20 protein-coding genes and 2 tRNA genes are annotated in these 25,357 nt (G+C 73.0%); 9 read left to right on the top strand and 13 right to left on the bottom strand.

Features of this window, described 5'->3' with window-relative positions; translation table 11 throughout:
- The 5 genes from GB864_RS04740 to GB864_RS04720 all read right to left on the bottom strand — a co-directional run.
- Nucleotides 1–390, bottom strand: a 390-nt coding sequence (locus GB864_RS04740) for a Y-family DNA polymerase (RefSeq protein ID WP_473808260.1), incomplete at its 3' end; no start/stop codon positions are given.
- On the bottom strand, nucleotides 387–1,244 hold the full coding sequence (locus GB864_RS04735; RefSeq protein WP_160423193.1) for a hypothetical protein: 858 nt from the start codon (nucleotides 1,242–1,244) through the stop codon (nucleotides 387–389). The genes GB864_RS04735 and GB864_RS04740, both read right to left, overlap by 4 nt.
- A gap of 63 nt (nucleotides 1,245–1,307) precedes the next feature.
- A complete protein-coding gene (locus GB864_RS04730; RefSeq protein ID WP_160423192.1) occupies nucleotides 1,308–2,090 on the bottom strand; it encodes a phosphotransferase in 783 nt (260 codons plus the stop codon).
- A 95-nt stretch (nucleotides 2,091–2,185) separates the two neighbouring features.
- Nucleotides 2,186–2,269 (bottom strand) — tRNA-Leu (locus GB864_RS04725).
- A 74-nt stretch (nucleotides 2,270–2,343) separates the two neighbouring features.
- Nucleotides 2,344–2,427 (bottom strand) — tRNA-Leu (locus GB864_RS04720).
- Between the two features lie 274 nt (nucleotides 2,428–2,701).
- Between GB864_RS04720 and GB864_RS04715 the strand changes: the two genes are divergently transcribed.
- From GB864_RS04715 to GB864_RS04705, 3 genes are all read left to right on the top strand, one after another.
- On the top strand, nucleotides 2,702–3,919 hold the full coding sequence (locus GB864_RS04715; protein WP_160423191.1) for a DUF2510 domain-containing protein: 1,218 nt from the start codon (nucleotides 2,702–2,704) through the stop codon (nucleotides 3,917–3,919).
- Nucleotides 3,920–4,020: 101 nt separating this feature from the next.
- Nucleotides 4,021–5,343 (top strand): M20/M25/M40 family metallo-hydrolase, encoded by a 1,323-nt coding sequence (locus GB864_RS04710; protein ID WP_160423190.1) that lies wholly within the window; start codon nucleotides 4,021–4,023, stop codon nucleotides 5,341–5,343.
- 53 nt (nucleotides 5,344–5,396) lie between these two features.
- Nucleotides 5,397–6,215 carry an undecaprenyl-diphosphate phosphatase gene (locus GB864_RS04705; protein ID WP_160423189.1) on the top strand — a complete coding sequence of 273 codons (819 nt, stop codon included), beginning with the start codon at nucleotides 5,397–5,399 and terminating at the stop codon, nucleotides 6,213–6,215.
- Nucleotides 6,216–6,467: 252 nt separating this feature from the next.
- Here the strand turns inward: GB864_RS04705 and GB864_RS04700 are convergent, their stop codons facing one another.
- Both GB864_RS04700 and GB864_RS04695 read right to left on the bottom strand, forming a co-directional pair.
- Nucleotides 6,468–7,367, bottom strand: a complete 900-nt coding sequence (locus GB864_RS04700) for a proteasome assembly chaperone family protein (protein WP_336603878.1) — start codon at nucleotides 7,365–7,367, stop codon at nucleotides 6,468–6,470.
- Between the two features lie 180 nt (nucleotides 7,368–7,547).
- Nucleotides 7,548–7,709 carry a hypothetical protein gene (locus GB864_RS04695; protein WP_160423188.1) on the bottom strand — a complete coding sequence of 54 codons (162 nt, stop codon included), beginning with the start codon at nucleotides 7,707–7,709 and terminating at the stop codon, nucleotides 7,548–7,550.
- Between the two features lie 176 nt (nucleotides 7,710–7,885).
- Between GB864_RS04695 and GB864_RS04690 the strand changes: the two genes are divergently transcribed.
- Genes GB864_RS04690 through GB864_RS04680 form a run of 3 tightly spaced genes read left to right on the top strand, consistent with a single transcriptional unit; the run spans nucleotide 7,886 to nucleotide 10,302 of the window.
- Nucleotides 7,886–8,317 carry a hypothetical protein gene (locus GB864_RS04690; RefSeq protein WP_160423187.1) on the top strand — a complete coding sequence of 144 codons (432 nt, stop codon included), beginning with the start codon at nucleotides 7,886–7,888 and terminating at the stop codon, nucleotides 8,315–8,317.
- 30 nt (nucleotides 8,318–8,347) lie between these two features.
- Nucleotides 8,348–9,574 carry a low temperature requirement protein A gene (locus GB864_RS04685; protein ID WP_160423186.1) on the top strand — a complete coding sequence of 409 codons (1,227 nt, stop codon included), beginning with the start codon at nucleotides 8,348–8,350 and terminating at the stop codon, nucleotides 9,572–9,574.
- A gap of 47 nt (nucleotides 9,575–9,621) precedes the next feature.
- On the top strand, nucleotides 9,622–10,302 hold the full coding sequence (locus GB864_RS04680) for a Bax inhibitor-1/YccA family protein (RefSeq protein ID WP_160423185.1): 681 nt from the start codon (nucleotides 9,622–9,624) through the stop codon (nucleotides 10,300–10,302).
- Between the two features lie 67 nt (nucleotides 10,303–10,369).
- Here GB864_RS04680 and GB864_RS04675 read toward each other — a convergent pair whose 3' ends face one another.
- Entirely contained in the window at nucleotides 10,370–10,867 is a 498-nt protein-coding gene (locus GB864_RS04675; protein WP_160423184.1) for a hypothetical protein, read from the bottom strand.
- A 14-nt stretch (nucleotides 10,868–10,881) separates the two neighbouring features.
- Nucleotides 10,882–12,600 carry a ubiquinone-dependent pyruvate dehydrogenase gene (poxB, locus tag GB864_RS04670; protein ID WP_160423183.1) on the bottom strand — a complete coding sequence of 573 codons (1,719 nt, stop codon included), beginning with the start codon at nucleotides 12,598–12,600 and terminating at the stop codon, nucleotides 10,882–10,884.
- A 249-nt stretch (nucleotides 12,601–12,849) separates the two neighbouring features.
- Here poxB and GB864_RS04665 point away from each other — a divergent pair, with 249 nt between their 5' ends.
- The 3 genes from GB864_RS04665 to GB864_RS04655 all read left to right on the top strand — a co-directional run bounded on the left by GB864_RS04665 (nucleotide 12,850) and on the right by GB864_RS04655 (nucleotide 14,637).
- On the top strand, nucleotides 12,850–13,518 hold the full coding sequence (locus tag GB864_RS04665) for a VOC family protein (protein WP_236778881.1): 669 nt from the start codon (nucleotides 12,850–12,852) through the stop codon (nucleotides 13,516–13,518).
- A 31-nt stretch (nucleotides 13,519–13,549) separates the two neighbouring features.
- A complete protein-coding gene (locus GB864_RS04660; RefSeq protein WP_419672769.1) occupies nucleotides 13,550–13,888 on the top strand; it encodes a hypothetical protein in 339 nt (112 codons plus the stop codon).
- Nucleotides 13,889–13,950: 62 nt separating this feature from the next.
- Nucleotides 13,951–14,637 carry a DUF1275 family protein gene (locus GB864_RS04655; RefSeq protein ID WP_160423182.1) on the top strand — a complete coding sequence of 229 codons (687 nt, stop codon included), beginning with the start codon at nucleotides 13,951–13,953 and terminating at the stop codon, nucleotides 14,635–14,637.
- Between the two features lie 523 nt (nucleotides 14,638–15,160).
- On the opposite strand, the gene GB864_RS04650 is transcribed toward GB864_RS04655, so the two are convergent.
- From GB864_RS04650 to GB864_RS04635, 4 genes are all read right to left on the bottom strand, one after another.
- Nucleotides 15,161–17,929 carry an AAA family ATPase gene (locus GB864_RS04650; RefSeq protein WP_160423181.1) on the bottom strand — a complete coding sequence of 923 codons (2,769 nt, stop codon included), beginning with the start codon at nucleotides 17,927–17,929 and terminating at the stop codon, nucleotides 15,161–15,163.
- 181 nt (nucleotides 17,930–18,110) lie between these two features.
- A complete protein-coding gene (locus tag GB864_RS04645) occupies nucleotides 18,111–19,313 on the bottom strand; it encodes a cupin domain-containing protein (RefSeq protein WP_160423180.1) in 1,203 nt (400 codons plus the stop codon).
- A gap of 141 nt (nucleotides 19,314–19,454) precedes the next feature.
- Nucleotides 19,455–22,346, bottom strand: a complete 2,892-nt coding sequence (locus GB864_RS04640) for an AAA family ATPase (RefSeq protein WP_202106983.1) — start codon at nucleotides 22,344–22,346, stop codon at nucleotides 19,455–19,457.
- Between the two features lie 192 nt (nucleotides 22,347–22,538).
- The gene (locus tag GB864_RS04635; RefSeq protein WP_160423178.1) at nucleotides 22,539–25,352 is read right to left on the bottom strand and encodes a helix-turn-helix transcriptional regulator; all 2,814 of its coding nucleotides are present in this window, start codon (nucleotides 25,350–25,352) and stop codon (nucleotides 22,539–22,541) included.
- Nucleotides 25,353–25,357 lie beyond the last annotated feature (5 nt).

Below are 25,357 nucleotides of genomic sequence, written 5' to 3'. Positions count from 1 at the left end.
GGCCGCGGCGGTCGCGAGGAGCGCGGCCGCCGCCGCGTCTTCGCCGCCGTAGTAGCGCACGGGGCCGCGGGCCCGCATCGCGAGGAGCCCCGGCCGGCGCACCTCGACGCCGGGCACGACCGCCTCGACCGCGCGCACGACGGGCTCGAACGAGCGGGCGTCGAGGTCGGCGTCGACGTCGAAGACGAGCACTTCGGGGCAGCGGTACTGCGCTTCGCGCAGCTTCAGCCCGCGGGCGACGCCGGCGGCGCGGGCCGCGGCCGAGCAGGCGAAGACGAGGCCGCGGTCGATGAGGGCGATCGGCGCGCCCGCGTCGAGGCCGTGCTCGCGGATCACGGCGTGCACGGGCCAGTCGGGGCACCACAGCACGATCGTGCGTTCGGGGGTCATCCGGCCCGCCGCCCGTCGCGGGCGCGCCCGGTGCGCCGCGTGCCGCCCGCCCAGCGGATGCGCGCCGCGAGTTCGGCGGCGGCGATCTCCGCGTCGGACCGCACCGCGGCATCCGCTTCGGGGCCCGTCGGCTCGGCCAGCGGCGGCACCAGGGAGAGCAGCGGCGCGCCGCCCGCCGGTGCGACGGGGACCTCGGGCGCCTCCGGCAGCACGGAGACCGCGAGCGAGGCGTCGGGCAGTGCGAGCCGCACCCGATGCGCCGGGCCGAACCCGCCGCGGCCGGAGCGCTCGACGAGGGCCTCGCGGTCGGCGAGCAGCCCGTGGCCGTCGCCGAGGCCGTGCCAGTCGCTCCTGGCGATGCGCACCGACGCCTCGGCCTGCGGCCACTCGCCCGTCGTGACGAGCACCCCGCCGCGCTGCCGCAGCCGCGCCGCGAGCCGGCTCGCTTCGGCCTGCCCGACACGGCCGGGCTGCGCCAGCGCGATCATCGGGACGGCGTCGGCGAGCGCCGCGACGACCGCGAGCCAGTTCGCCCCCGGTTCGGGCACGAGGGCGAGCCGATCGAGCCGGATGCCCGTGCGCGCGGCCGCCTCGAGGCCGAAGCCGGGCATGCCGACGACGGCGCACCAGCGGCCCGCGGCGCTCGGACCGGCGAGCATCGCCATGACGAGGCTCGTCGCACCCGCGACCCGGTAGACGCCGCCCTCGCGGAGCCCGCCGCCGAGCACCGCGGCGATCGCGGGGTGGGTGGGCAGCTCGCGGCCGAGCTTGGTCGCCTGCATGCCCTGGATGCGCGCCTGCAGCTCGGCGACCCGGTCGGTGCCGGGGGAGCGGAGCGGAGCGGAAACGGGCATACTCGATATTCGAACAGATGTTCGAAGGATGCAAGCCGGAGCACCCGTCCGTCCGCACTCGGATCAGTCGGCGACGGGCTCCCGCCCGGCTGCGCCGAAACCGTCGCCGAAACCGTTCTGCGCGATGCGGTCCCGGTCGCGGCGGTACATCGCCGCGTGGGCGTGCAGCTCGCTCCGTCCGGTCGTCGCGGCGTGCCGATCGGTCCACTCGGCGAGTTCGTCGAGCCGGACGACGAGGGTCGCGGCGAGCTCCACCAGACGGATGCCTCCGCCGTAGGCGTCGAGGAGCCGCTGCCCGCGGGCGCGGCGCTCCGCGGGGTCCGTCGGCGCGGCGGGCGGAGCATCCTCGACGAACGGAGCGAACCGGTAGACGGCGTAGGCGAGGTCCCAGGCGCGCGGGCCGGGGGAGGCCGCGTCGAAGTCGATGAGTCCGGCGAAGCGGCCGTCGGCGCCCAGCAGCACGTTGTAGGGCGCGACGTCGTTGTGGCAGACGACTTCGGCCGGTTCGTGCGCGGCGAGGCGCCAGGGACCCGGATGCCCGGCGAGGCCGACGCTCGCCTCGTGCAGCCGGCCGAGCAGCGCGCCGAGATCGTCGAGCACCGCGGGCGCCCAGGCGTCGGGCGCGGCCTCGGCGAGTGCTCCCGGGAGGAACGCGAGCACCTCGCGGCCGTCCTCGTCGGTGCCGAGCGGTCGCGGCACGCCCTCGATGCCGACTCGGCCGTAGGCGTCGAGCAGTGCGTGCACCGACGGAGTCCATAGCGCGGCCGTGCGGCGGACGGTGTCGCTGACCCGCACGACGTCGCCGCTGTTCCCGCCGCTCAGGGGCGTCTCGTCGGCGTCGGTCATGCTGCGATCCTTCCGCACCGGGCCGACGCGCGGGCGGAACGCCCCCGGAAACGACGAACGGCCGGATCCGATGGGATCCGGCCGTTCCGTCGACGTGCGCGAGGGGGGACTTGAACCCCCACGCCCTTTCGGGCACTAGCACCTCAAGCTAGCGCGTCTGCCATTTCCGCCACCCGCGCGAGCACGTCCCCGAGTTTCGATTCCGAACAGAGAAAGAGGCCGGATCCATGGGACCCGGCCTCTTCCGTCAACGTGCGCGAGGGGGGACTTGAACCCCCACGCCCTTTCGGGCACTAGCACCTCAAGCTAGCGCGTCTGCCATTTCCGCCACCCGCGCATGCACGTTCCGGAGTCGAAACTCTGGGTTTGACCCTCCGGGCTTCCTTGCGGTGTCCCTCGGGCCGAAGAAGACTCTAGCACGCTTTTCCGGGGCGTTCGTCCACGAGCCACCCTGCCGACATGTCGAGGATGCCTCATCCGCACGGCCGTGCGGACGCCGCCCGCGCACCCGCGCGAACCCGCGCCGCACGGACGAGCGCCCCGCGGTCGGGCCCGGTCAGCCTGTGCATGGTCGTGACCCCCGTTCCGGGAGATCTGCCATCATCGGAGCCATGAGCGACCCGACCTCTCCTGCTTCCAACGCGCCTGCGGCCGGCTGGTACGACGACGGCACCGGCACGATCCGCTACTGGGACGGCGCGACCTGGACGGAGCACGTCGCGCCCGCACCGGCGGTCGCCGAGCCGGCCCCTGCTCCAATCCCCGTCTCGGAGGCGGCCCCCGCGCCGGCGGCCGAGGCCGCGCCCGCGTTCACGGCTCCCGCCGCCTCGGCTCCGGTCGCACCCGCTCCGTCGGAGGCCGGTCAGGGCGCGTCGTACGGTCCCGCCTACGGCGAGGCTCCCGCCGCGCCGACGCCGGCCGTCCCGTCCTACCCGGCGCCGCAGCCCTCCCCGGAGCCGCAGGCGTTCGCGGCGGCGGGGTACCCGGAGCCGCAGTACGCCGCGCCGGCCTACCCGGCTCCGCAGCCGTACGGCGCGACGCCCTACGGCGCCTCGCAGTACGGCGCCGCGCCGACCGGCGACTCGAAGCTCCTCGGCATCCTGGCCCTCGTCGCCGCGGGCGTCGGCGCCCTCGTCGCGTGGGTCCCGTACGTCGGCTTCCTCGGGTACCTGCTGTTGCTGACGGGCATCGTGCTCGGCATCATCTCGCTCGTCAAGCGCCAGCCGAAGTGGATGGGCATCACCGCGATCGCCGTCTCCGTCGGCGCGACGATCATCAGCGTGATCGTCTCGATCATCCTGGCGGTCGCGCTCATCGGCGGCGCGGTGGAGTCGTCCGACTCGTTCGTCGATCAGCTCGACGAGCTCGAGCAATCGCTCGAGGACGGCGGATCGGGCACCGGCGGCGACTCGCTCGGTTCGCAGATGCAGTCCGCCGAGTTCGGCGAGACGCTCGTCGGCGCCGAATACGAGATCGTCGTCAACTCGATCGAGCTCGGCGCGACCGAGGCCGTCCTCGCCGCCGACGAGTACAACGACGCGCCCGAGCCCGGCACGTCCTACGCGATCGTGAACGCGACTTACACGTACACGGGCGCAGGCGTCGGCGACGTGTACAGCGCCCCGATCACGGTCGTCGACGAAGAGGGCTGGCCCGTGTCCTACGCGTTCCTCACGGCGCCCGAGCCCGCGCTCGACTTCGTCGAACTGACCCCCGGCGTGCCTGTGACCGGCAACCTCGTCGTCGTCCTCGCGGACGACGCGGTCAACTCCCTGGAGATCCTGCCGGACGACTTCGACGGCGACGGCTACCTGATCGCCCTCGACTGACCGATCCGCCTCATCCGCCCGTCGGCGCTCCGCGTCGTCCGGGCGGATGAGGATGCCGCTTCGGATCGGGCGACCTGCGGGCTGGCACTAGCGTGGAAGCCATGCAGCGCCCCTCCGACCGTCATCCCGACGCCGAGCTCGAGGCGACGGCCCGCATCGCCCGGGACCTCATCCGGTTCGATACCACGAACCACGGCGAGGGCCGTTCCAACGGCGAGACCGAGGCGGCCGGGTACGTCGAAGCCGAACTACGGCGCATCGGCCTGACCCCGCAGGTGTTCGAGTCCGCTCCGGGGCGCACGAGCGTCGTCGCCCGCGTTCCGGGCGCGAATGCCGAGAAGCCGGCGCTCGTCCTCCACGGCCACCTCGACGTCGTGCCCGCCGACCCCCGCAACTGGAGCGTCGATCCCTTCGCGGGCGAGATCCGCGACGGGATGCTCTGGGGCCGCGGCGCCGTCGACATGAAGGACATGGACGCCATGATCCTGACCTCGCTCGGCGACATCCTCGGCTCCGGGCGGCTGCCCGAGCGCGAGCTCGTCGTCGGATTCTTCGCCGACGAGGAGGCCGGCGGTCTCGCCGGCGCCCACTGGCTGGTCGACCACCACCCCGATCTCTTCGCCGGGGCGACCGAGGCGATCAGCGAGGTCGGCGGCTACTCGATCCATGTCGGCGGGCAGCGCGCGTACCTCTTGCAGACGGGGGAGAAGTCGCTCATCTGGGTGCGGCTCGTCGCCCGCGGCACGGCCGCCCACGGCTCGCGCGTCATCCACGACAACGCCGTCACGAAGCTCGCGGAGGCCGTCGCGCGGCTCGGACGCACCGAGTGGCCCGTGCGGCTCACCCGCACGACGCGCGAGCTCGTCGCCGCGGTCGCGGGCGTGCTCGGGGTCGACCCCGAGACCTCCGACCCGGACGAGATCGTGCTCGCGACCGGTTCGGCGTCGGGCTTCATCACGGCCACGCTCCGCACCACGACCAACCCGACGGTGCTCGAAGCGGGCTACAAGCACAACGTCATCCCGGATCGGGCCGAGGCGCTCGTCGACATCCGCACGCTGCCCGGCGAGGAGGATGCGGTGCTCGCCGCTGTCGCCGAGATCGTCGGGCCCGACATCGAGATCGAGATCGTCCACCAGGACGTCGGCCTCGAAGCGCCGAGCCGTGGCCCGCTCGTCGACGCCGTCACCGCCGCGCTCGGCGCGCACGACCCCGGCGCGCAGGTCTTCCCGTACCTGCTCTCCGGCGGCACCGACAACAAGGCGCTCTCGAAGCTCGGCATCGCCGGCTACGGGTTCGCGCCGCTGCGGTTGCCCGCCGAACTCGACTTCCCGGCCATGTTCCACGGCGTCGACGAGCGCGTGCCCCTCGACTCGCTGTCCTTCGGGCGCGCGGTCCTGCGCGACCTGCTGCTGGCATACTGACCCGCGCCGGGCGGCGTCGCGCCCCCGGCCACTCCACGAGAATCCGGAGCACCGTGTTCGAAGCCTTCATCCTGGGTCTGGTCCAGGGCCTGACCGAGTTCCTCCCGATCTCCTCGAGTGCGCACCTGCGCATCGTCGGCGAGTTCTTCCCGAACGCCGAAGATCCGGGCGCGGCCTTCACCGCGATCACGCAGCTCGGCACGGAAACGGCCGTCGTCATCTTCTTCTGGCGCGACATCGTGCGAATCATCTCGCACTGGTGGCTGGCACTCTGGGGCCGCATCCCGCGCAACGACCCGGATGCCCGCATGGGCTGGCTCATCATCATCGGCTCGCTGCCGATCGGCATCCTCGGCCTGCTCTTCCAGGACCAGATCGAGACGACGTTCCGCTCGCTCTGGATCGTGGCGACGATGCTCATCGTCTTCGGCATCCTGCTCGGCGTCGCCGACTGGGTAGGCGCGAAGCGGCGCACGCTCGGCGACCTGACCTACGGCCACGGCATCCTCTACGGCCTCGCGCAGGCGCTCGCGCTCATCCCGGGCGTCTCGCGTTCGGGCGGCACGATCACGATGGGCCTCTTCCTCGGGTACAAGCGAGCGGATGCGGCGCGGTACGCGTTCCTGCTGGCCATCCCGGCCGTGTTCGCCTCCGGCCTGTTCCAGCTCGTGTCGAGCCTCGACGAGCCGTCGGTGTTCTCGGGCATCGAGACCGCCGTCGCGACGGTCGTCGCCTTCATCGTCGCGCTGCTCGTGATCGCCTTCTTCATGGGCTACATCTCGAAGCGCAGCTTCCTGCCGTTCGTGATCTACCGCATCCTGCTCGGCGGAACGTTGCTCGTGCTGCTGTCGATGGGGATCCTGCAGCCCTGAGGGCTCGGCCGCTGGTCGAGCTCTGCCCGCTGGTCGAGTAGCGACGAAGGAGCGTCTCGAGACCGGGCGCCGGGGTCTCGATACGCTTCGCTACTCGACCGACGAGGGTGCCGGGGTCTCGATACGCTTCGCTACTCGACCGACGAGGGTGCCGGGGTCTCGATACGCTTCGCTACTCGACCAGCGGGGGTGCCTGCGCTGGTCGAGGAGCGACGAAGGAGAGTATCGAGACCGGGGACCGCGAGCGGCCGCTCAGGAGCCGGGGCGCTGCCAGGGCTCGACCGGCCCGTCGCCGCGCCGGCGCAGGTACTGCTCGAACTCCTCGGCGATCGCGTCGCCGCTGGCCTCGGGGGAGTCGACCGCGTCCCGGTGGCGCTCGAGCTGCTCGATGTAGGCGGCCATGTCCTCGTCCTCCTCGGCGAGGGCGTCGACGTTGGCGACCCAGTCCTCGGCCTCGCGCTCGAGGTCGCCGCGGGGGATCGACCAGCCCGTGAGCTCCTCGATCTTCGACAGCAGCGCGAGCACGGCCTTCGGCGAGGGCGACTGGTGCACATAGTGGGGCACGGACGCCCAGAGGGTGAGCGTGGGCAGGCCGGCCTGCTCGGCGGCGGCGGCGAGCACGGAGAGGATGCCCACCGGGCCCTCGTACTCGCTGCGCTCGAGCCCGAACGAGCTGCGGACCTCGGGGTTCTCGCTCGAGGCGAAGACCGTGAGCGGGCGAGTGTGCGGCGCGTCGGCGAGCATCGCACCCAGGAAGAGGACGCCGTCGACGTCCGCGGCGAGCGCGGCGTCGACCAGCTCGGCGGCGAAACCCTTCCACGTGCGGGCGGGTTCCTGGCCGACGAGGAGGTGCGCGGCGTCGGCACCCGGGCCGGTGAGCTGCGGCTCGCCGGGCTCCGGCGTGGCGCCGGTCGGGCCGTACAGCACGGCCCCCGGCCACTCGAGGCTCCGGGTTCCGTCGGGCGCGGTCGTGACGGTCGGACGCGTGAACTGATAGTCGAAGTAGAGCTCCGGGTCGACGGCCGCGATCTCGACGAGGTCGAGCGAGCGCCGGATCGCGCGCAACGCACCCGTCGCGGCATCGCCGGCGTCGTTCCAGCCCTCGAATGCGACGATGAGCAGCCGCTTGCCGAATGCGCCGTTCGACTCCACGCGTCCTCCGTGTTCCCGGCCCGTCCGAGCCGTCGATCCAGATTAGTCCCGTGGGGCCCGCGGCGACCCCGTGGGCGGCGGGCGTCCGCCCTGAGCGGACAACGGCGGATGCGGTGCACGTGCAGCCGGGCGACCCGGGCGGCGCTCGCCCGGGGCGCGGCGTCCGGCGGTCCACGACGCTCAACGGCCGACGAAGATCGGAGCGCCGAGTTCGGCCCAGCAGGCGAGCAGGACGAAGACGGCGCCGATGATGCCGGCGGCGCGGAGGGCGATGCGACCGAGCCGTGCGAGGCGACTGCGCTCGCGCGGGGTTTCCGATGCGGATGAGGTGTCGGTGTCCATGCACCCCAGCGTGCGCTCGGACGCGATCGCGGTGCGCCGGTGCAACCCACTGGGCCCGTGCCCGGGCACGGCCCGGGGCCGTGGCCAGGGACCGGCACCGGTGCCTTCGAGCGGCCCGGCGCGGGATCGTCGGAGTGCGCCCGGAAGCACCGGTCGCCTCGCAGAAGGGAATGGCCATGCCCGTCATCCGATTCCACCTCGACTCCACCCTCAGCCCCGCCGAGGTCATCGGCGTGCTGACCGACTTCACGCCCGCCCGCGCTGAGGCGTGGCCGACGATCGACGCCGAGCACTTCGAAGTGCACGGCATCGGATCCAACTGGGCCGACATCACCGAGGGCACCGCGTCCGCGTGGGAGCACGCGCACTACGAGTGGGATGCCGAGGCCGGGCGCGTCGACATCACGACGCTCGATTCCAAGGTATTCGGCCCCGGCGGCGGTTGGTCGTTCACGGTCGTCCCGACGGACTCCGGGTCGCGGGTCGACGTCGAACTCACCCGGCATCCGGCGTCCGTCAAGGGCAAGCTCCTCGCGTCGCTGCTGCCCCTGGTCGCGCCGAACTCGCTGCGCAAAGCGTTCAGCGGCCCGCTGCACGCGACCGCCTGACCGATCCGGCGACCGGACGGGAGGCTGAACATGGCCACGGCGACGACGCACAGCGGCGCCCGCGCCCGAGTGCGGGGCTCCGCCGTTCCGACGCGCGCCGCCGACCGCACGACGCCGTTCGAGATCTTCTTCGACCTCGTGTTCGTGTTCGCCCTCACCCGCGTCGTCGCGCTGGTGGAGGCGAACCCGGGTGCCAAATCGCTCGTACGGGCGCTCGTCCTGCTCCTGATGCTCTGGTGGGCGTGGTGCGCCTTCATCTGGCTCGGCAACCAGGTGCGCCTCGACCGCGGGTTCGTGCGGGTCGGGATGCTCGTCGCGATGGCCGCGCTCTTCGTCGTCGGGCTCGTCATCCCCGAGGCCTGGCACGAGCTGCCGGGCCGGATCGCCCCCGCCGTCATCCTCGCCATCGCCTTCACGGTGGTGCGCGGCTGCTACCTCGTCCTGTTCGCGCTGATCGCCTGGCCGCATCGGCGGCTGCGCACGCAGATCCTGCTGGATGTCGTGCCGCAATCGGTGTCGATCGGCCTGGTGTTCATCGGCGCGGGGCTCGGCGGCACGTGGCAGACCGCGCTCTGGGCCACAGCGTTCGTCGTCGACTTCGTCGGCGGCCGTTCCGCTTCGCAGTACCGCGGCTGGCGGGTCGGCAGCGCCCGGCATTTCGCCGAACGGCACGACCTCGTGCTCATCATCGCCCTCGGGGAGACGGTCCTGGCCACCGGAGCCCGCGTGGACCTGTGGACGTCGGCTCCGGCGGCGCTCGCCGTGGCGCTGCTCGGATTCCTCACCACGGCGAGCCTGTGGTGGGCGTTCTTCGGGCGGCTCTCGGCCGACGCGGCCGTGGTGCTCGGCAGCAGCGACCGGGCGCGTCGATCGGCGCTCGCACGCGACGCCTACACCCTCGGCCATTTTCCGATCGTGGCCGGCGTCGTGCTCGTCGCCCTCGGGAGCGCGCTCGTCCTCGACGACGTCTCGGTCGCCCCGAACGCGCCGGCGGACGCCGTGTCCGTCGTCGCGCTCGCCGGCGGTGCCGTGTCGTTCCTGCTCGGCCTGGAGACGTTCCGGTGGGTCCTGTTCCGCAGGCGGCGCCGGGCCTCGATCGTCGCGGCCGCCGCCGTGCTGGTCGCCGCGGCGGCGTCGCCCTGGATTCCCGCGTGGACCGTCGCCGCAGCGATCGCGGCCATCGTGACCGTGGCATCCAGCCTCGTCGGCAGGACGACGCCGCCGACGGCCGCGCGCGGGCAGCATCCGCTGTCATGACGCTGAAATCGCAGCTCCGGCTGCAACCGGAAGGAGAAACCATGTCCATGTCCATCGAACCCGCCGTGCCGAACCCACCGACGGGCGGCGTCCGAGCGCAGGAGGAGTCGACCCGCACCGCACCGCTGCTCTTCGGACAGACCATGAGCTTCGTGGCGGGCACCGCCGTGCTGTTCACGGTCGGCGCCTACGCCGGTCGGGGATTGAACGGCGTCGCGGGCATCGTGGCGTTCGTCGGGGCCTTCATCGCCCTGATCGCGATGAACGCGACCTCGACCCGCTCGCGGAACGGCACGATCGCGTTGCTGGGCGCGGTCGGTCTGCTCCTCGGCCTGGCACTCGCGCCGACGCTCGCGTACTACGCATCCGTGAACCCGGATGCCGTGTGGCATGCGGGCGGGGCGACCGCGCTGTTCATCGCCGGGTTCGGCGCGTACGGGTATGCGACCAGTCGCGATCTCGCGCCGCTGGCCCGGGTCTCCTCCTGGGCCTTGCTCGCGCTGCTGGTGTTCGGGATCGTGATCATCTTCGTGAACCTCCCCGGTGCGGACGTGCTGTTCTCCGTGATCGGCCTCGCGATCTTCGCGGTCTACACGGCCTGGGACTTCCAGCGACTCCGGCGCTCGAGCGACGTCGACTCGGCCCCGCTGCTGGCGGCATCGATCTTCCTGGACATCCTGAACGTGTTCACGTTCTTCCTGTCCCTCTTCACCGGCGGCCGCGACTGACGCGGACGAGGACGGACGGACGCCCGCGCGCTGCCGGAGCAGCGCGCGGGCGTCCGTCCGTTCCGGTTCAGCGGTCGACGGCGGCGAGCGTCGTCGCGGTGGCGAGCCCGAAGATCGTGTGCGCCCCGAGATCGCGGGCGAGCGTTCGGGCGTCGTACTTCCAGATGGGTCGGTAGACGCCCAGGAGCGGCAGGGTCGCGTACGAGGTGAGCCAGGCGGCCGGACCGAGGGCGGCCGCGGCGGCCTCCGAGCGGACGACGGAGCGCCGTGCGAGCGCGTAGGCGACCCCCCAGCCGGCGCCCGTCGCCCAGTGCACGAGGTTCGTCGTCGGGCGCGCCCACGTGTCCGGCGGGGTGCGACGGAGTGCGACCCGGAATGCCCGCAGCCCGACCTGCCCGGGCGCAGACGCGGTCTCCCAGGAGGTCGTGTCCTCGGCGAACTCCCAGGCCAGGAAGCGCTCGGTCCCGCCGGAACGGCGGTAGCGCCGGTACCAGACGAGATCCATCGCGAGCGTGCCGACCGCGCCGGCGAGGACGCCGGCAGCGGCGGTCGTGACGAGTTTCATGGTGTTCCCTTTCTTCAGAGGTTGGTGCGTGCGAGATCGATGAGCTCGTCCGCGCGACCTGACAGCACGCTCCGCGTCGCGTAGAGGGCGAACCCCTCCGCCTGTCCGAACGAGATGTGCGGCGGCAGGGAGAGTTCCTGGCGCGCGGTCATGACTTCGACGAGCGCGGGGCCCTCGTGGGCGAATGCCGCCCGCATCGCCGGCCGGACCAGATCCGGCCGGTCGACGCGCTCGGCGTGGATGCCGATCGCCGCGGCGATCGCCGCGAAGCTCGGGTTGTCGAGGTCGGTGCCGAAATTGACGAATCCGGATGCCTTCATCTCGAGCTCCACGAATCCGAGGGCTCCGTTGTTGAAGACGACGACGTTCACAGGCAGCGCCGACTGCCGCAGCGTCAGCAGTTCGCCGAGGAGCATCGCGAGTCCGCCGTCGCCGGAGAGGGCGATGACCTGACGATGCGGCTCGGCGGACTGCACCCCGATCGCCTGGGGGAGCGCATTCGCCATGCTGCCGTGGGTGAACGAGCCGATCAGACGTCGGCGGCCGTTCATCCGCAGGTGCCGGGCCGCCCAGACGACCGGGGTTCCCACGTCGGGCACGAGCACGGCGTCGTCGGCGGCGAGTTCGTCGATCGTGCGCGCGACGAACTGCGGATGGATCCGACGACGCGATCCGCCGGACGCCGCCGCGTGCTCGAGCCCGTGGACGTCGTGCGCGTGGGCTCGGATGGCGGCGTCGAGATGGCTGCCGTCGGATTTGGCCGCGACGCTCGCCGACAGCGCGGCGAGGGTCTCCTTCGCGGTGCCGACCAGCGGCACGTCGACCGCGATGCGACGCCCGATCTGCTCGCCCCGGTCGTCGATCTGGATCACCGTCGCGTGCTCCGGGTAGAAGTCCCGGTACGGGAAGTCGGAGCCGACCATCAGCAGGGCCTCGGCGCGGCGCATGGCGTGGTAGCCCGCGGGCATCCCGAGCAGCCCCGTCATCCCCGCATCGAACGGGTTGTCCGCTTCGACCGCGTCCTTGCCGCGCAGCGTGTGCACGATCGGTGCCCGCAGCCGCGCCGCGAGCGCCACCAGTTCGTCGTGGGCGCCGGCGCAGCCCGCGCCCGCGAGGATCGTGACGCGATCGACCGCGTCGAGGGCCGCAGCGGCGGAAGCGATCTCGCGATCGCTCGGCCGAGCGGTCGACTCGCTCGCCCGGATCGGCGGGATCCTCGCCGGTTCGGCGATCCGGGCGAGGAGGACGTCGCCGGGGACGACGAGCACCGCGACGCCCTGCCGCTCCACGGCCGTGCGCACGGCGATGTTCAACACCTGCGGGAACTGCTCCGGGGTCGAGGCCAGCTCGCAGTACACGCTGCACTCGCGAAACAGCTCCTCGGGGTGCGTCTCCTGGAAGTAGCCCGTGCCGATCTCGGCCGACGGGATGTGGGCGGCGATCACGAGCATCGGGACACGGGAGCGCTGGGCGTCGAAGAGGCCGTTGACGAGGTGGAGGTTGCCCGGGCCGCAACTGGCCGCGACGACCGCGAGCCGACCCGTGAGAGCCGCTTCGCCCGCGGCGGCGAACGCCGCGGCCTCTTCGTGGCGCACGTGCACCCACGCGATGTCGGGACGTCGCCGCAACGCATCCGTGAAGCCGTTGAGCGAATCGCCGGGCAGGCCGTAGACGCGCTCGACACCGCAGGCGGCGAGCGTGTCGGCGATGAGATGGGCGACGGTGAACGACATGGTGGGCCTCCGATCGACTGGGTACCCCGTCAGGTTCGCGCTCGCCGGCGCGCGGGGGCACCCGTGGGACACCCGGGTCCGACGACGGGCTCCCGAGCACGCGCACGTGAACGGGGGTCGTCGCGCGTGGACGCAGGTCGGTGCACGTGGACGGGGGTGGTCGCACGGGGTCGGGCACGTGTATCCGACGGGCGCGCCCGGACCGGCGGTCGGCGCATCCTCGAAGCCTGATTCGAAAGGAGCACTCCCATGGTCGACACCACGATGCGCACCGCTGCCGCCGATGCGGCGACCCGAGACGAGGCGCCCGCGCTGAAGCTCGAAGTCGTCGTCATCCCGGTCTCCGACGTCGAACGCGCGAAGGCGTTCTACGCCGGGCTCGGCTGGACCCTCGACACCGACCTCCACGTCGCGGACGGCTTCCGCGTCGTCGAGTTCACCCCGCCCGGTTCGCCCGCCTCGATCATCTTCGGCGACGGGGTGACGGAGGCCGCCCCCGGCAGCAGCCGAGGCCTCCAGCTCGTCGCCTCCGACATCGGGGCCGCTCGCGCGGCACTGCTCGAAGGCGGCGCCGCGGTGAGCGAGGTCTTCCACGACGAGACCGGCATCTTCCACCACGCCGCCGGCGCCGCCAGAGTGCCCGGCCCCGGCACCGGTCGCCCGTCGTACGGCTCCTGGGTCGCGTTCGCCGATCCGGACGGGAACGAATGGCTCGTGCAGGAGGTCACGACCCGCCATCCCGGCCGCATCGTGCAGACGCGCTACGACTCGGTCGCGGAGCTCGCGGCCGCCCTGCGCGCGGCCGCTGCCGCCCATGGCGAGCACGAAACCCGCATCGGGCACGAGGACCCCGACTGGCCCGACTGGTACGCCGAGTACCTCGTGCGCGCGGCAGCCGGCCAGGAACTGCCCGAGTAGCGGTCCGGCCTCGGCGAACGGAGGGCAGCGGATGAGCGCCGAACGAGCTGGGACCGCGGCCGGCGGGCCGCCCGCGAGAGCGGACGTGCCGCTGACCGGGCGCCGGCGCCGGCAGGCCTACTGGGTGGCGGTGGCGGTGACGACGCTCACCATCCTCGACCTCTCGAAGGTCAACGTCGCCCTGCCGTCGATCGAGACGGCGCTCGGCGCCGGACCGACCGAACTGCAGCTCGTCGTCGCCGGGTACACCCTCACCTTCGGTCTCGTGGCCGTGGGCCTCGTGGATGCGGGTGCCCGACGGCGCTCCTCCCGTCTCGGCGGGCGGACAGTGCCCGCAGGCGTACGAACCGACGAAGGGATACCACGATGACGAACCGGACCAGTGAACGACCGAGGCCGCGGACATCGGGCGCCGCGCCCCGATTCCCCCTCATGGAGCGGCCGACGACCGCCGCGCTGCTCGCGGTGCTCTCCGGCTTGTTGGACGCGTGGAGCCTGACCCAGGTGCAGTCGTTCGCGACCGTGCAGTCGGGCAACATCGTCACCGCGGGCTACCGTCTCGCAGCCGGACAATGGCCGCAGTTCGCCGCGGCGATCATGTCGATCGTCGCGTTCGCCGCCGGTGCGTTCCTCTGCGCGCTCGCCGTGGCGCTCCTGGAGCGCCGCGGCCGCAACTACTCGCGCGTCGTCCTCGGCGTCGAAGCCGTGTCGCTCTCGGCACTCGCGGTGCTCGCCGCACTGCACGCCGTCGAGCCGATCTGGATCGCCTGCGGCCTCGGATTCCTGGCCGGTGCGCAAGGCAACGCCTTCCACCGCGATCGCGGGATGCTCTACGGCAACGTCGCCGTCACCTTCGTCCTGCAGGCGGCGTTCTCCTACTTCGCCCGCGCGCTGGCCGTGCGGCGGTACGACGACGGCGAAGAGCACCTTCGGCCCGGCCTCGTGTACGGCGGCGTCATCCTGGCCTTCGCCGGCGGGGCGGCCGCCGGGTTCGCCCTCGGCACGATCGCGGCGGAGCTTCCGCTCGTCGTCGCCGCGCTCCTCGCGGCCGGCATCGCCGTCCCCGCCGCCGCGCACGGCCCCGGCATCGATCCGAGCCAGGGCGCACCGACGCCCTGAGCATCGCCGCGGGCGTCGCCGCGTCGCGCGCCCCCGACGCCGTGGGGCTCGAGCGCCACTCCGGGCGGCGCCGCACCGCGCATGGGATGGGACGAGGCCCTCGCAGTACCCGAAACTGCGAGGGCCTCGTCGGCGCGGGATCAGCGGGCCGATCGGCCCGGGCTTCCTCCCGCGCACGGCCGGTCGGCGCGACGTCGAGCACCCGAACTGCGACGCGCACCGCCGGCCACCGCGCACCTCGACGCGGAGCCGTTCCCCCGAACGGCCCCGCGGTCCCGAAGGACCGAGCGGCGGAGTCCGAACACGGCGGGACCCGACGTCGACGCGGCGCCGGCGCCGCAGGAGCGGCGGGGCGAGGCTGCAATCGAGTTCATGGGTTCCTCCGTTCGGTACGGCAAGTACACCGCAGGCCCGCCGGCCGCCGCCTCGGTCGGATGACTCGATCCGTCGGCCGGCCGGAACCCCGGGACCATCCGCCGGGGCCCCGGGGCGACCTCGCCGGGCCCCCGGGCGTGTCACGGGGTCACTGGTCGAGCCGGTCCAGCACGTCTCGCAGGCCGGCCCGGCTCGTCACACCGAGCTTCGGGAACGCGCGGTAGAGGTGGCCGCCGACCGTACGGGGCGAGAGGAAGAGGCGCACCGAGATGTCGTGGTTGCTGAGGCCCTGGGCCGCGAGTTCGACCACCGCGCGCTCCTGGGCGGTCAGCGCCTCGCCGGTCGCGGTCCCGCGCACCTCCGGGTCGTACGCGGCCCGGAGCGACTCGTTCGCGCGCTCCGTCCAGGCACGTGCGCCCAGTCGTTCGAAGGCGTCGTGCGCGAGGTGGAGCTGGGGCCTGGCGGCTCGGCTCTCGCCGCCGCGGCGAAGTCGGTCGCCGTACGCGAGGCGCACTTTGGCGAGGTCGAAGATCCACCGCTCCGCGCTCGGCACCGAGACGGCCCGCTCGAACGCCGCGGCCGCCTCCTCGGGCTCGGCGACGAGCGAGCGGGCGCCGTGTGCGATGAGCGCCATGCGCGGCGACACGTGCTCGAGTCCGACGTCGTCCATGGCCCGAACATGCGCCTCGGCCTCGGCCCGGCGCCCCGTGCGGAGCGCGGCTTCGACGAGGTCGAAGGCCACCCACATCGCATGCGGCGTGTAGGCGCGGAACTCGCCGGCGGGGCTGAGCGCGGAGGCGTGCCGGAACGCGGCCTCCCAGTCGCCCTGCGCGATCGCCGCGAGGGTGCGGGCCTGATGCCCGAACCGTTCGCCGCCGAGTGCGTTCCGCGCCGCGGTGATCGCGGTGACCTCGTCGGCGAGCCGGAAGGCCTCGGCCGGTTCGCCCCGGACCGACTCGATGAGCGCCTGGTTGAACACGAAGTACCAGGCGATGTAGTCGTAGCCGCGGTCCCGGCTGACGGCGAGTCCTTCGTCGGCGAGGGCTCGCGCCTCCTCCCAGCGCCCGGTCACGAAGTCGTCGAGGCAGAGGTGCATGTAGCCGCCGATGCTCGAACGGACCGCGCCCCCGGCACGCCCGTCCTCGACGATGCGCCAGGCGGCAGCTCGGCAGCCGCCGAGCAGGTCGAGGTAGACCGCCGAGGTCTGCAACCGGATCATCTTCTGCGGCTCGTAGACCGACTGCTGGGTGTCGATCAGTGCGGCGAGCCGGTCCCGCACGGCGGCGCCCGTGCGGACGGTGTCGGGAAACGCCTTGCTCTGCACGTCGAGCAGTTCGGGCAGGTCGTCGCCGAAGCGCTCGAGTGCGCGGTGCAGCGGCTCCCAGAACTCGGGGCGGCCCGACCACCAGCACAGCAGCACGAGGGCGCTGATCGCTTCGACGAGTTGGTCGTTGCCCGAACTCCAGTCGTGGTCGCCGTGCTCGATCGCGGCGACCAGCAGGCGGTGGAGGGAGTCCACGTCGCCGTCGGCGTTGATGCCGGTGAGTGCGCCGGCGGTTGCGGCGAGCAGCGACGTCGCCGATTCCGGGCTCGCCTCCTCGGCGCGCGTGAGCAGCTGCGTGGCCTGGCCGATCTCGCCGGTGACGTGCGCGCCGAGGTAGGCGGCCTCGGCGAGGCGACTGCTCTCGACGGCCCGGGACTCGCTGAGGTGGGCGGCGCGGATGAGCGCGCGCACCGAGCTGCTGGCGTCGCCGCGTCGGAGCAGCCGATGCGCCAGTGCGGCGAGTTCGTCCGCGATGCGGTCATCCGGCCCCGTGGCGGCGTCCGCGAGATGCCAGGCCTGGCGGTCGGGGTATGCGGCGAGCGCCCGCGCGAGGTCGCCGTGGGCCGCGCGCCGGTCGGCGGGCTCCGCGCGCTCGACCACGGCGGCGCGCATGAGGGGATGCGTGAAGACGACGCTCATCCGGACCGTGTCGATGGTGACGAGGCCCACGCGCTGCGCGGCCTCGAGGTCGTCGGCCGTGATGCCGATCGATCGCAGCTCCCGGAGGCCGGTCCGGGCGTCGAGTGCCGCGGTGAGGAGGGCGCGGCGGGCATCCGCGGGCAGCGCGTCGATGCGATCGGCGAAGAGGGCGAGCAGGCGCTGGGGGAGGGTGCGGGTGCGGGGGAGCACGGCCGGCCAGCGGCGGTGTTCGTCGGATGCCCCGCGCGAGAGCTCGACGAGGGCGAGCGGATTGCCGCTGGCGTCGTCGAGGATCCGTGCGCGCAGATGCGCGGGTAGGTCGGGGCGGCGAGCGGCGAGCAATTGCCGGGCAGGATGCTCGTCGAGTGGCCCGACGTCGAGCACCTCGGCGTCGGGGAGCTCGACGCCCGGTCCGTCTTCGGAGCGGTGCGCGATGAGGATGCCGATGCGCGTCCCGTCCAACCGCCGCGACAGGAACGCGAGGATGCCGGCGCTGGCGGGGTCGACCCAGGGCAGGTCGTCGACGACGATGAGGATCGGGCGCCGCGCGGCGGCGAGCGTGAGCAGCGAGTGGACGGCCGAACCGAGCACGAGCGGTCGAGGGGTCGGGCCGTCGTGCAGTCCGAGGGCGACGCCGAGCGCTTCGGCATGGCCGGCCGGCAGCTCGGACCGGTGCTCGAGGTGCGGGGCGACGATGATCTGCAGCACCGCGAAGCCGATCTCGGCTTCGAACTCGACTCCCGAGGCCGAGATCACCGAGGAGTCGCGGGAGCGCGCGGCATCCGCCGCCTCGCCGAGGAGCCGCGACTTGCCGACGCCGGCCGGCCCGCGCACCACCATCGTGCCGCCGCCGCCGCGCACCACTCGGTCGACGAACTCGTCGAGGCGGGCGACTTCGGCGGCTCGTCCGAAGAGCGTGGCTCGACCCGGCCCTGAGACCCGAACGGCGCTCACGGGCGGAGCTCGGCTGCGAGGGCGGTTTCCGTTCGGGGGAACCTCGGAAAACGCATGCCTGTATTGGATCACCGGGCACGCCGCCGACCACGCACAGCGGGACATGATCAGCAACAAATGTCGGTTTCCCGCCGCTTTTCGTCCGATATCGGGAGCAGCCCTCCGAATCGGACCTCCGGCGTCACTGACCGCGCAGCGGCGTGATCCCCTGAGTCGTCCGCGGGAACGTCGCGAGCACCTCCGGCGGAATGTTCAGATGCGCGGCGGCGAGCGCCGGCGGGACGTGGGCGAGCCAATTCGCGAGCGAGACCTCCTCGTAGCGGCTCGACCGGAACGTCTCGAGGTAGACGAGCGGTTCGTCACCGGTGTTCTCGACGTAGTGCCCGAGATTGCGCCGCACCACACCGACGTCGCCGGCCCGGAAGTCGGTGGTGTTCGCGTGCGGACCCGTGTTGAACACGGTCATCCGCCCCTGCCCCTGCAGGTAGTACTGCCACTCGTCGGCGTTGGGATGCCAGTGCAGTTCGCGCATCGAGCCGGGATTGACGACCGTGAGCGCGGCGGCCACCGTGGTGGAGGCGAAGTTCGAGGAATCGGCGATGCGGATGCTGCCGCCGCTGTTCTCGAAGCGAGGAGCCGTCCGGGACATCCGGAAGATCACGGCTTCGGAGCCCCACTCGACGCCGGCGGCGGCCTGATCGTCCTCGAGCGGGCCGGGCTCGTCGCCGGGGAAGATCCAGAGGCCGTGCAAGGGGATGTCCTGGAAGGCTTCCTGGGCGACGCCGAAGTTCTTCGCGAGCACGTCCGGCGGAGTGTGGGCGAACCACTCCGAGAGCAGGAGGGTGTTGGATTCGGACTGGTCGCCGTCGTCGAAGGCGAGCACGAACTCGGCTCCGTCGGGGCCGAGGCCCTGCAGCGAGTGCGGGGTGCCGGCGGGGAAGAACCACAGGTCGCCCTCTTCGACGTCCTCCACGCTCGGCAGACCGGTGCGCCCCAGGGTGGTGACCCGGCACCGACCGCGGGTCATGATGGCCCACTCGGCGGTCTGATGCCAGTGGAGTTCGCGGATGCCGCCGGCCTCCAGGTACATGTTCACGCCGGCGATCTCGTCGGAGATCGCGAAGTCGTGCTGAGTGAGCTCTCGGGCCCAGCCGCCGCGCTGCACCCGCCTCGGGGAGATGTTGAACGAGGACCAGAAGAACGCCTGCGTGCCGACGTCCGTGGCCGGGGCGTCGATCTGGTTCGGGAACTGGGACTCGATCACCGGATTCTGCGGACCCGGCATCCTCAGGCTCTGCGGATCTCCAGCCGTGTTCACCTCGCCTTCCGGCGGCAGGTCGGGGTTGCCGAACGTGGGCGTCTCGTGATGGGGCGCATCGGTCATCGTCGGTGTCCTCTCTCCGTGGTCGGCCTCGATCGAGAACCGTTCGATGCCTGACAGTCAACGCGGCGCGGGGGCGATGGGGAAGGGCCGGACGACGCGACCAGTCGACTGGCACTCCCTGGTCGCTCCCCGGGGGGGTGTTCAGCCGGTTGCGGCGGCGGGGTCGCGCAGGGCTGCGGCGAGTTGGCGGCGGGAGGTGACGGCGAGTTTGCCGAACACTTTGCGCAGGTGCCATTCGACGGTGCGGGGGCTGAGGAAGAGTTGGGCGCCGATCTCGGGGTTGGTGGCGCCGCCGGCGGCCAGGCGGGCGATCTGGCGTTCCTGGGCGGTGAGTTCGTCGACGGGGCCGACGGCGGAGCGGTGCACGATCTCGCCGGTGGCGGACAGTTCGCGGGCGGCGCGTTCGGCGAAGGCGTGGGCGCCGTCGGCGACGAATCGTTCGTGGGCCAGGCGGAGGCTCTCGCGGGCTTCGACGCGACGGTTCTGCCGGCGCAGCCATTCGCCGTAGAGCAGGTGGGCGCGGGCTTGTGCGGTGCCGATGCGGGTGCGTGCGAGGGCGTCGATCGCGGCCAGGTAGAGGGCCTCGGCGTCCGCGTCATCGGCCAGCAGCGCCGCCGACCGCGCCGCAAGACCGACCGCCCAGTCGGTACCGGTCGCCTCGGCGATCTCCTGGAGGCGGCGCAGCGCCGCTCGCCCCGAGTCGGGTTCGCCCGACCGTGCGGCCGCCTCGACCTGCTCCGGCAGCACCCAACCGGCCAACCCGAGATCGAACGGATGCCCGTCGGCCGACGCCGTCGCTGCCAACGCCTCGGCATAGCGCGCCTGCGAGTTGTGCAGGATGCCGTCCTGCATGCGGTCCGAGAGCCGCCACTGGGCTTCGCCGCGCTCCGCGACGCGATGCGCGACCGCGGCGGCCGACTCCTGTTTGGCCGCATCGTCGCCGCGGTACGCGGCGAACCATCCGGCCCGGTCCGGTCCCTCCGGCACGTCGCTGGCCGCCATGATCTCGCGGACCGCGTCGTAGAGCTCCTCGGCCTCGGCGATCCGACCGCTCATGAGCAAGGCGGGGTAGTGCTCCGACATCGCCATGGCGAGCGTCGAGAGCGCACCGTTGCGGCGGGAGGAATCGACGAACCGCCGCGACGCATCGACATACGCGTCGTCGTCGAGCAGGATGCGGGCGAGCAGGCAGATGAGGGGCTGCCAGCGCATCTCCCAGACGTCCTCGCTGAGATCGGCGCCGTACCCGCGGACGTCGCTCGTGCGCTCCGGTGCGGTCGGGGCGACATCGACGAGGGAGCGCAGGGTCGCCAGCGCCGCCCGCAGGGAGGGTGCGGCTGCTCCGTACCCGTGGAGGACGACCGTCGCGATCCCGTGCAGCGCGTCGAACGCCGCCGCCGAACCGACGCTCATCGGCCGCGCCGGGGAGGCGGCGATGATCGCGGCGGCAGTCTCCCGGATGCCGACTTCGCCCGCGAGCGAACCGGCGAGGACCGCCGCGATGACCGCGTTCGCATACGTCGCCACGGCGGCGTCGCCATCGAAGGGCTCGAGACGTCGGGCGGCCTCGAGCAGCACGCGGGCGCCGTCCCGGCCGGGGGAGACGTAGAACCGACTGTGCCCGCGGACCAGGTCGGCACGCGCGCGCTGATGGTCGTCGAGCAGCTCCGGCTCCACTCCCTCGATCAGCCGCAGCGCGTCCTGCACCGCCCCGGACCGGAGCGTGTCCTCCGCCGCCATGAGCGTTCGGCGCGAGCGCATCCGACGATCCGGCGTCAGCTCGGCACCGCGGGCGTGGAAGCTCGCGGCCGCGAGCATGCCGCCCCGCACCCGGGCGCGGTCCGCCGAGCGGACGAGTTCGGCCGCCACCTCCTCGTCGTACCCGAGGGTGCTCTCCGCGAGGTGCCACGCCCGCCGGTCGGGGTCCGATTCGGGATCGGTGGCATCCGCGAGCGCGCGATGCGCCGCCCGGCGATCCGAGGCGGACTCCGCGGCGACGACCGTGGACCGCACGAGCGGGTGGCGGAACCGCAGCAGACCGGCGAACTCGATCAGGTCGTCCTCGATCGCCGGGGCGAGCGCGGCGGCATCGAGGTCGAACGAGGAGGCCGCCTCGAGCACGAGCCCGGGGTCGCCGACCGGTTCGAGTGCGGCGAGGAGCAGGATGCGGCGGGTGGCGGCCGGCAGCCGCCGGATGCGGCCGAGGAAGGCCTCCTCGAGCTGCGTGCCGATCCCGGCCCGGCCCGACGCCGACGGCTCGAACTCCCCGGCGCCCCGGTGCAGTTCGACGAGCGCCAACGGGTTCCCGCGAGCTTCGGCGACGATCCGTTCCCGCACCGCGCGGTCGAGCGGCCCCCGCGCCGAGGCATCCAGCAGGGTCCGCGCGTCGACGTCGTCGAGGGGCCGGACGACGAGTTCCTCGATCGCGGCGAAACGCTCGTCGACCGGCTCGCGCATGGCGAAGACGACCGCGACGGACTCGGCGTGGAGGCGGCGCGCGACGAACGCCAGCACTTGGGAGGACGCCTGGTCGAGCCACTGGGCGTCGTCGATCAGGCAGATCAGCGGCTGGGCCTCAGCCGCGTTGCTCAGCAGCCCGAGCACGGCCAGGCCCAGCACGAAGCGATCCGCGGCCGGCCCGGCGCGCAGGCCCAGGGCGACGCCGAGGGCGAGCGACTGCGGCTCGGGCAGCGCGTCGATGCCGTCGATGATCGGGCCGCAGAGCTGCTGCAGGCCCGCGAGGGCGAGCTCCATCTCGGATTCGACGCCGACGACCCGCAGCACGCGGCAGCCGGATGCCCGTTCCGCGAGCTGATCGAGCAGCATCGTCTTGCCGAGTCCCGCTGCAGCGCGCACCACGAGGGCACGGCTCTCACCGCCTCGGACGCTCGCGACCACCCGATCGAGTCGGTCCCGCTCGCGCCGACGGCCGATCAGACCGGGTCGGCGCTCGCCCGGCGTCGAGCTCGTCGAGTTCGAGGGGCGCGGCGGCAGCGCCCGCACGGTCGGCGTGCTCGCGCCGCTCAGAGACACCGGGGGTTCCGTCGCGCGCTGCGTCCAAGGCGACTCGGGGGTGGGGTGCATGGTCGGGGATCCCTTCCGGTCCGGGCGCAGTCGGGCGTCCGTGCGTGTTCTCCGGAAGTCAACTCCCGCACCGGGTGCGCGCACCAGGGACGAACGACTCGATTCCCCGAATCGTGCTCCCTGGTCGCTCCCCGGGGGTGTTCAGCCGGTTGCGGCGGCGGGGTCGCGCAGGGCTGCGGCGAGTTGGCGGCGGGAGGTGACGGCGAGTTTGCCGAACACTTTGCGCAGGTGCCATTCGACGGTGCGGGGGCTGAGGAAGAGTTGGGCGCCGATCTCGGGGTTGGTGGCGCCGCCGGCGGCCAGGCGGGCGATCTGGCGTTCCTGGGCGGTGAGTTCGTCGACGGGGCCGACGGCGGAGCGGTGCACGATCTCGCCGGTGGCGGACAGTTCGCGGGCGGCGCGTTCGGCGAAGGCGTGGGCGCCGTCGGCGACGAATCGTTCGTGGGCCAGGCGGAGGCTCTCGCGGGCTTCGACGCGACGGTTCTGCCGGCGCAGCCATTCGCCGTAGAGCAGGTGGGCGCGGGCTTGTGCGGTGCCGATGCGGGTGCGTGCGAGGGCGTCGATCGCGGCCAGGTAGAGGGCCTCGGCGTCCGCGTCATCGGCCAGCAGCGCCGCCGACCGCGCCGCAAGACCGACCGCCAGGTCGGTGCCGGACGCGGCCGCGATCTCGTCGAGGCGCTCGGCTGCGGCTCTGCCCAGTTCGGGGTCGCCCGACCGAACGGCGGCCTCGACCTGCTCCGGCAGCACCCAACCGGCCATGCCGAGGTCGAACGGATGCCCGTCCACCGTGGTCGTCGCCGCCAACGCCTCGGCATAGCGCGCTTGCGAGTTGTGCAGGACACCCGCCACCACGGCGTCCGCAAGCAACCACTGGCGCTCCCGCCGCGCGGCGACTCGGGCGTGCACCGCCTCCGACGAGCGACGCGCGGCCTCGTCGTCGCCGCGGTAGGCGGCGAACCAGCCGCCGCGGTCCGGGTGGGCCGGCACATCCGTCGCCGACATGACGTCGCGGACGCGTTCGTGCAGCCCTTCGGCTTCGGCGATCCGGCCGCTCATGAGCAGGACCGGATAGTACTCGGCCGTCGCCATCGCGAGCCTCGAGAGCACCCCGTCGGCCAGGCAGGCGTCGACGAACTCGCGCGAGCACTCCTCGAGCACGGCGTCATCGAGCAGGACTCGCGCGACCAGGCAGGTCAGCGGCATCCAGCTCATCGCCCGGATGCCCTCGCTCACGTCGGCGCCGAGTCCACGACGCGGGTCGGTTCGGCGCCCGCTCCCGGCGACCGCGGCCGGCGACCGGAGGGCTGCGAGCGCCGCGCGCAACGTCGGGGCGGCGGCCGCGTATCCGTCGCGGATGAGGATGGCGAGACCGCGAAGCGCCTCGAACGCGGCGCCCGAGCGGGCATCGAGGTCGCTCGGGTCCGCTGCGAGAATGCCCGCCGCGACCTGTTCGATGCCGGCGTCGCGATCGGTCGAACCGGCGAGCAGGGCGCGGATGAGCGCGTCCGAGTACGTCGCGACCGCGGCGTGGCCGTCATACGACTCCAGGCTTCGCGCGGCTTCGAGGAGGATGCCGACGCTGTCGGTCCCGCGGGTGTAGAACTGCGCATGCCCGCGGACCAGCTCGGCGCGAGCGCGTTGATGCGCGTCGAGCAGACCCGGCTCGATGCGGTCGAGCAGTCGGAGCGCCTCGTTCGCGGCGCCCGCACGGAGTGTGTCCTCCGCGGCCATGAGGGTGCGTCGGGAGCGGAGGCGTCGGTCGGGGGTCAGTTCGGCGCCCCTCGCGTGGAACCTCGCGGCCGCGACCATCCCACCGCGGAGGCGGGCGCGGTCGGCCGAGTGCACGAGCTCGGCGGCGATCTCCTCGTCGAACCCGATCGTGCTTTCGGCCAGGTGCCAGGCGCGCCGGTCGGGGTCGCGATCGGGGTCGGTGGCCTCGGCGATCGCCCGGTGCGCTGCTCGCCGATCCGCGGCCGATTCGGCGGCGAGCACGGCGGATCGGGCCATCGGGTGCCGGAAGCGCAATCGACCGCCGAGTTCGAGGAGCTCGGCTTCGATGGCGGGCACGATGGCCGAGTCGTCCAGGTCGAACTCGGCGCCTGCCGCGAGGACGAGCGCGGGGTCCCCGACCGGTTCGAGCGCCGCGATGAGCAGCATGCGCCGCGTCTCCGGCGAGAGCCGTTCGATGCGGCGACGGAATGCGTCCTCGAGCTTCGCGCCCATCCCGGTCCGCCCGATCGCCGGCGGTCCGAACTCGCCGACGCCGCGATGCAGTTCGACGAGGGCGAGCGGGTTCCCGTGCGCTTCGGCGATGATCCGATCGCGCACCGCGGGGTCGATCGGCCCGCTGAGGACCGAGCCGAGCAGCGTCCGTGCGGCGTCGTCATCGAGCGGTCGGACGACCAGGTCCTCGATCGCGGCGAAGCGTTCGTCGACCGGCTCGCGCACCGCGAAGACGAGTCCGACGGACTCGGCGACGAGGCGTCGGGCGGCGAACGTCAGTACTTGGGAGGAGGCCTGATCGAGCCACTGGGCGTCGTCGACGAGGCAGAGCAGCGGCTGCGCCTCGGCGGCATGGCTGAGCAGTCCGAGCACGGCCAGGCCCAGCAGGAAGCGGTCGGGCGCCGGCCCGGTGCGCAGGCCGAGCGCGACGCCGAGGGCGAGCGACTGCGGTTCGGGCAGCGCGTCGATGCCGTCGACGATCGGCGCGCAGAGCTGCTGCAGGCCCGCGTGGGCGAGTTCCATTTCGGACTCGACGCCGACGACCCGCAGCACGCGGCAGCCCCGGGCCTGCGCGGCGAGGTGATCCAGCAGCAGCGTCTTCCCGAGCCCGGCTTCGGCGCGGATCACCAGCGCGCGGCTCTCGCCGCCGCGGACGCTCGCGATGAGCCGATCGAGCCGCTCCTGCTCGCGGCGGCGCCCGATCAGACCGGGCCCGTGCTCCCTGGGCACCATGGGTA

The sequence above is a fragment of the Agromyces seonyuensis genome (genome assembly GCF_009789225.1).
Taxonomy (GTDB): Bacteria; Actinomycetota; Actinomycetes; order Actinomycetales; family Microbacteriaceae; genus Agromyces; species Agromyces seonyuensis.
This window is presented reverse-complemented; position numbering and strand designations above follow the sequence as displayed.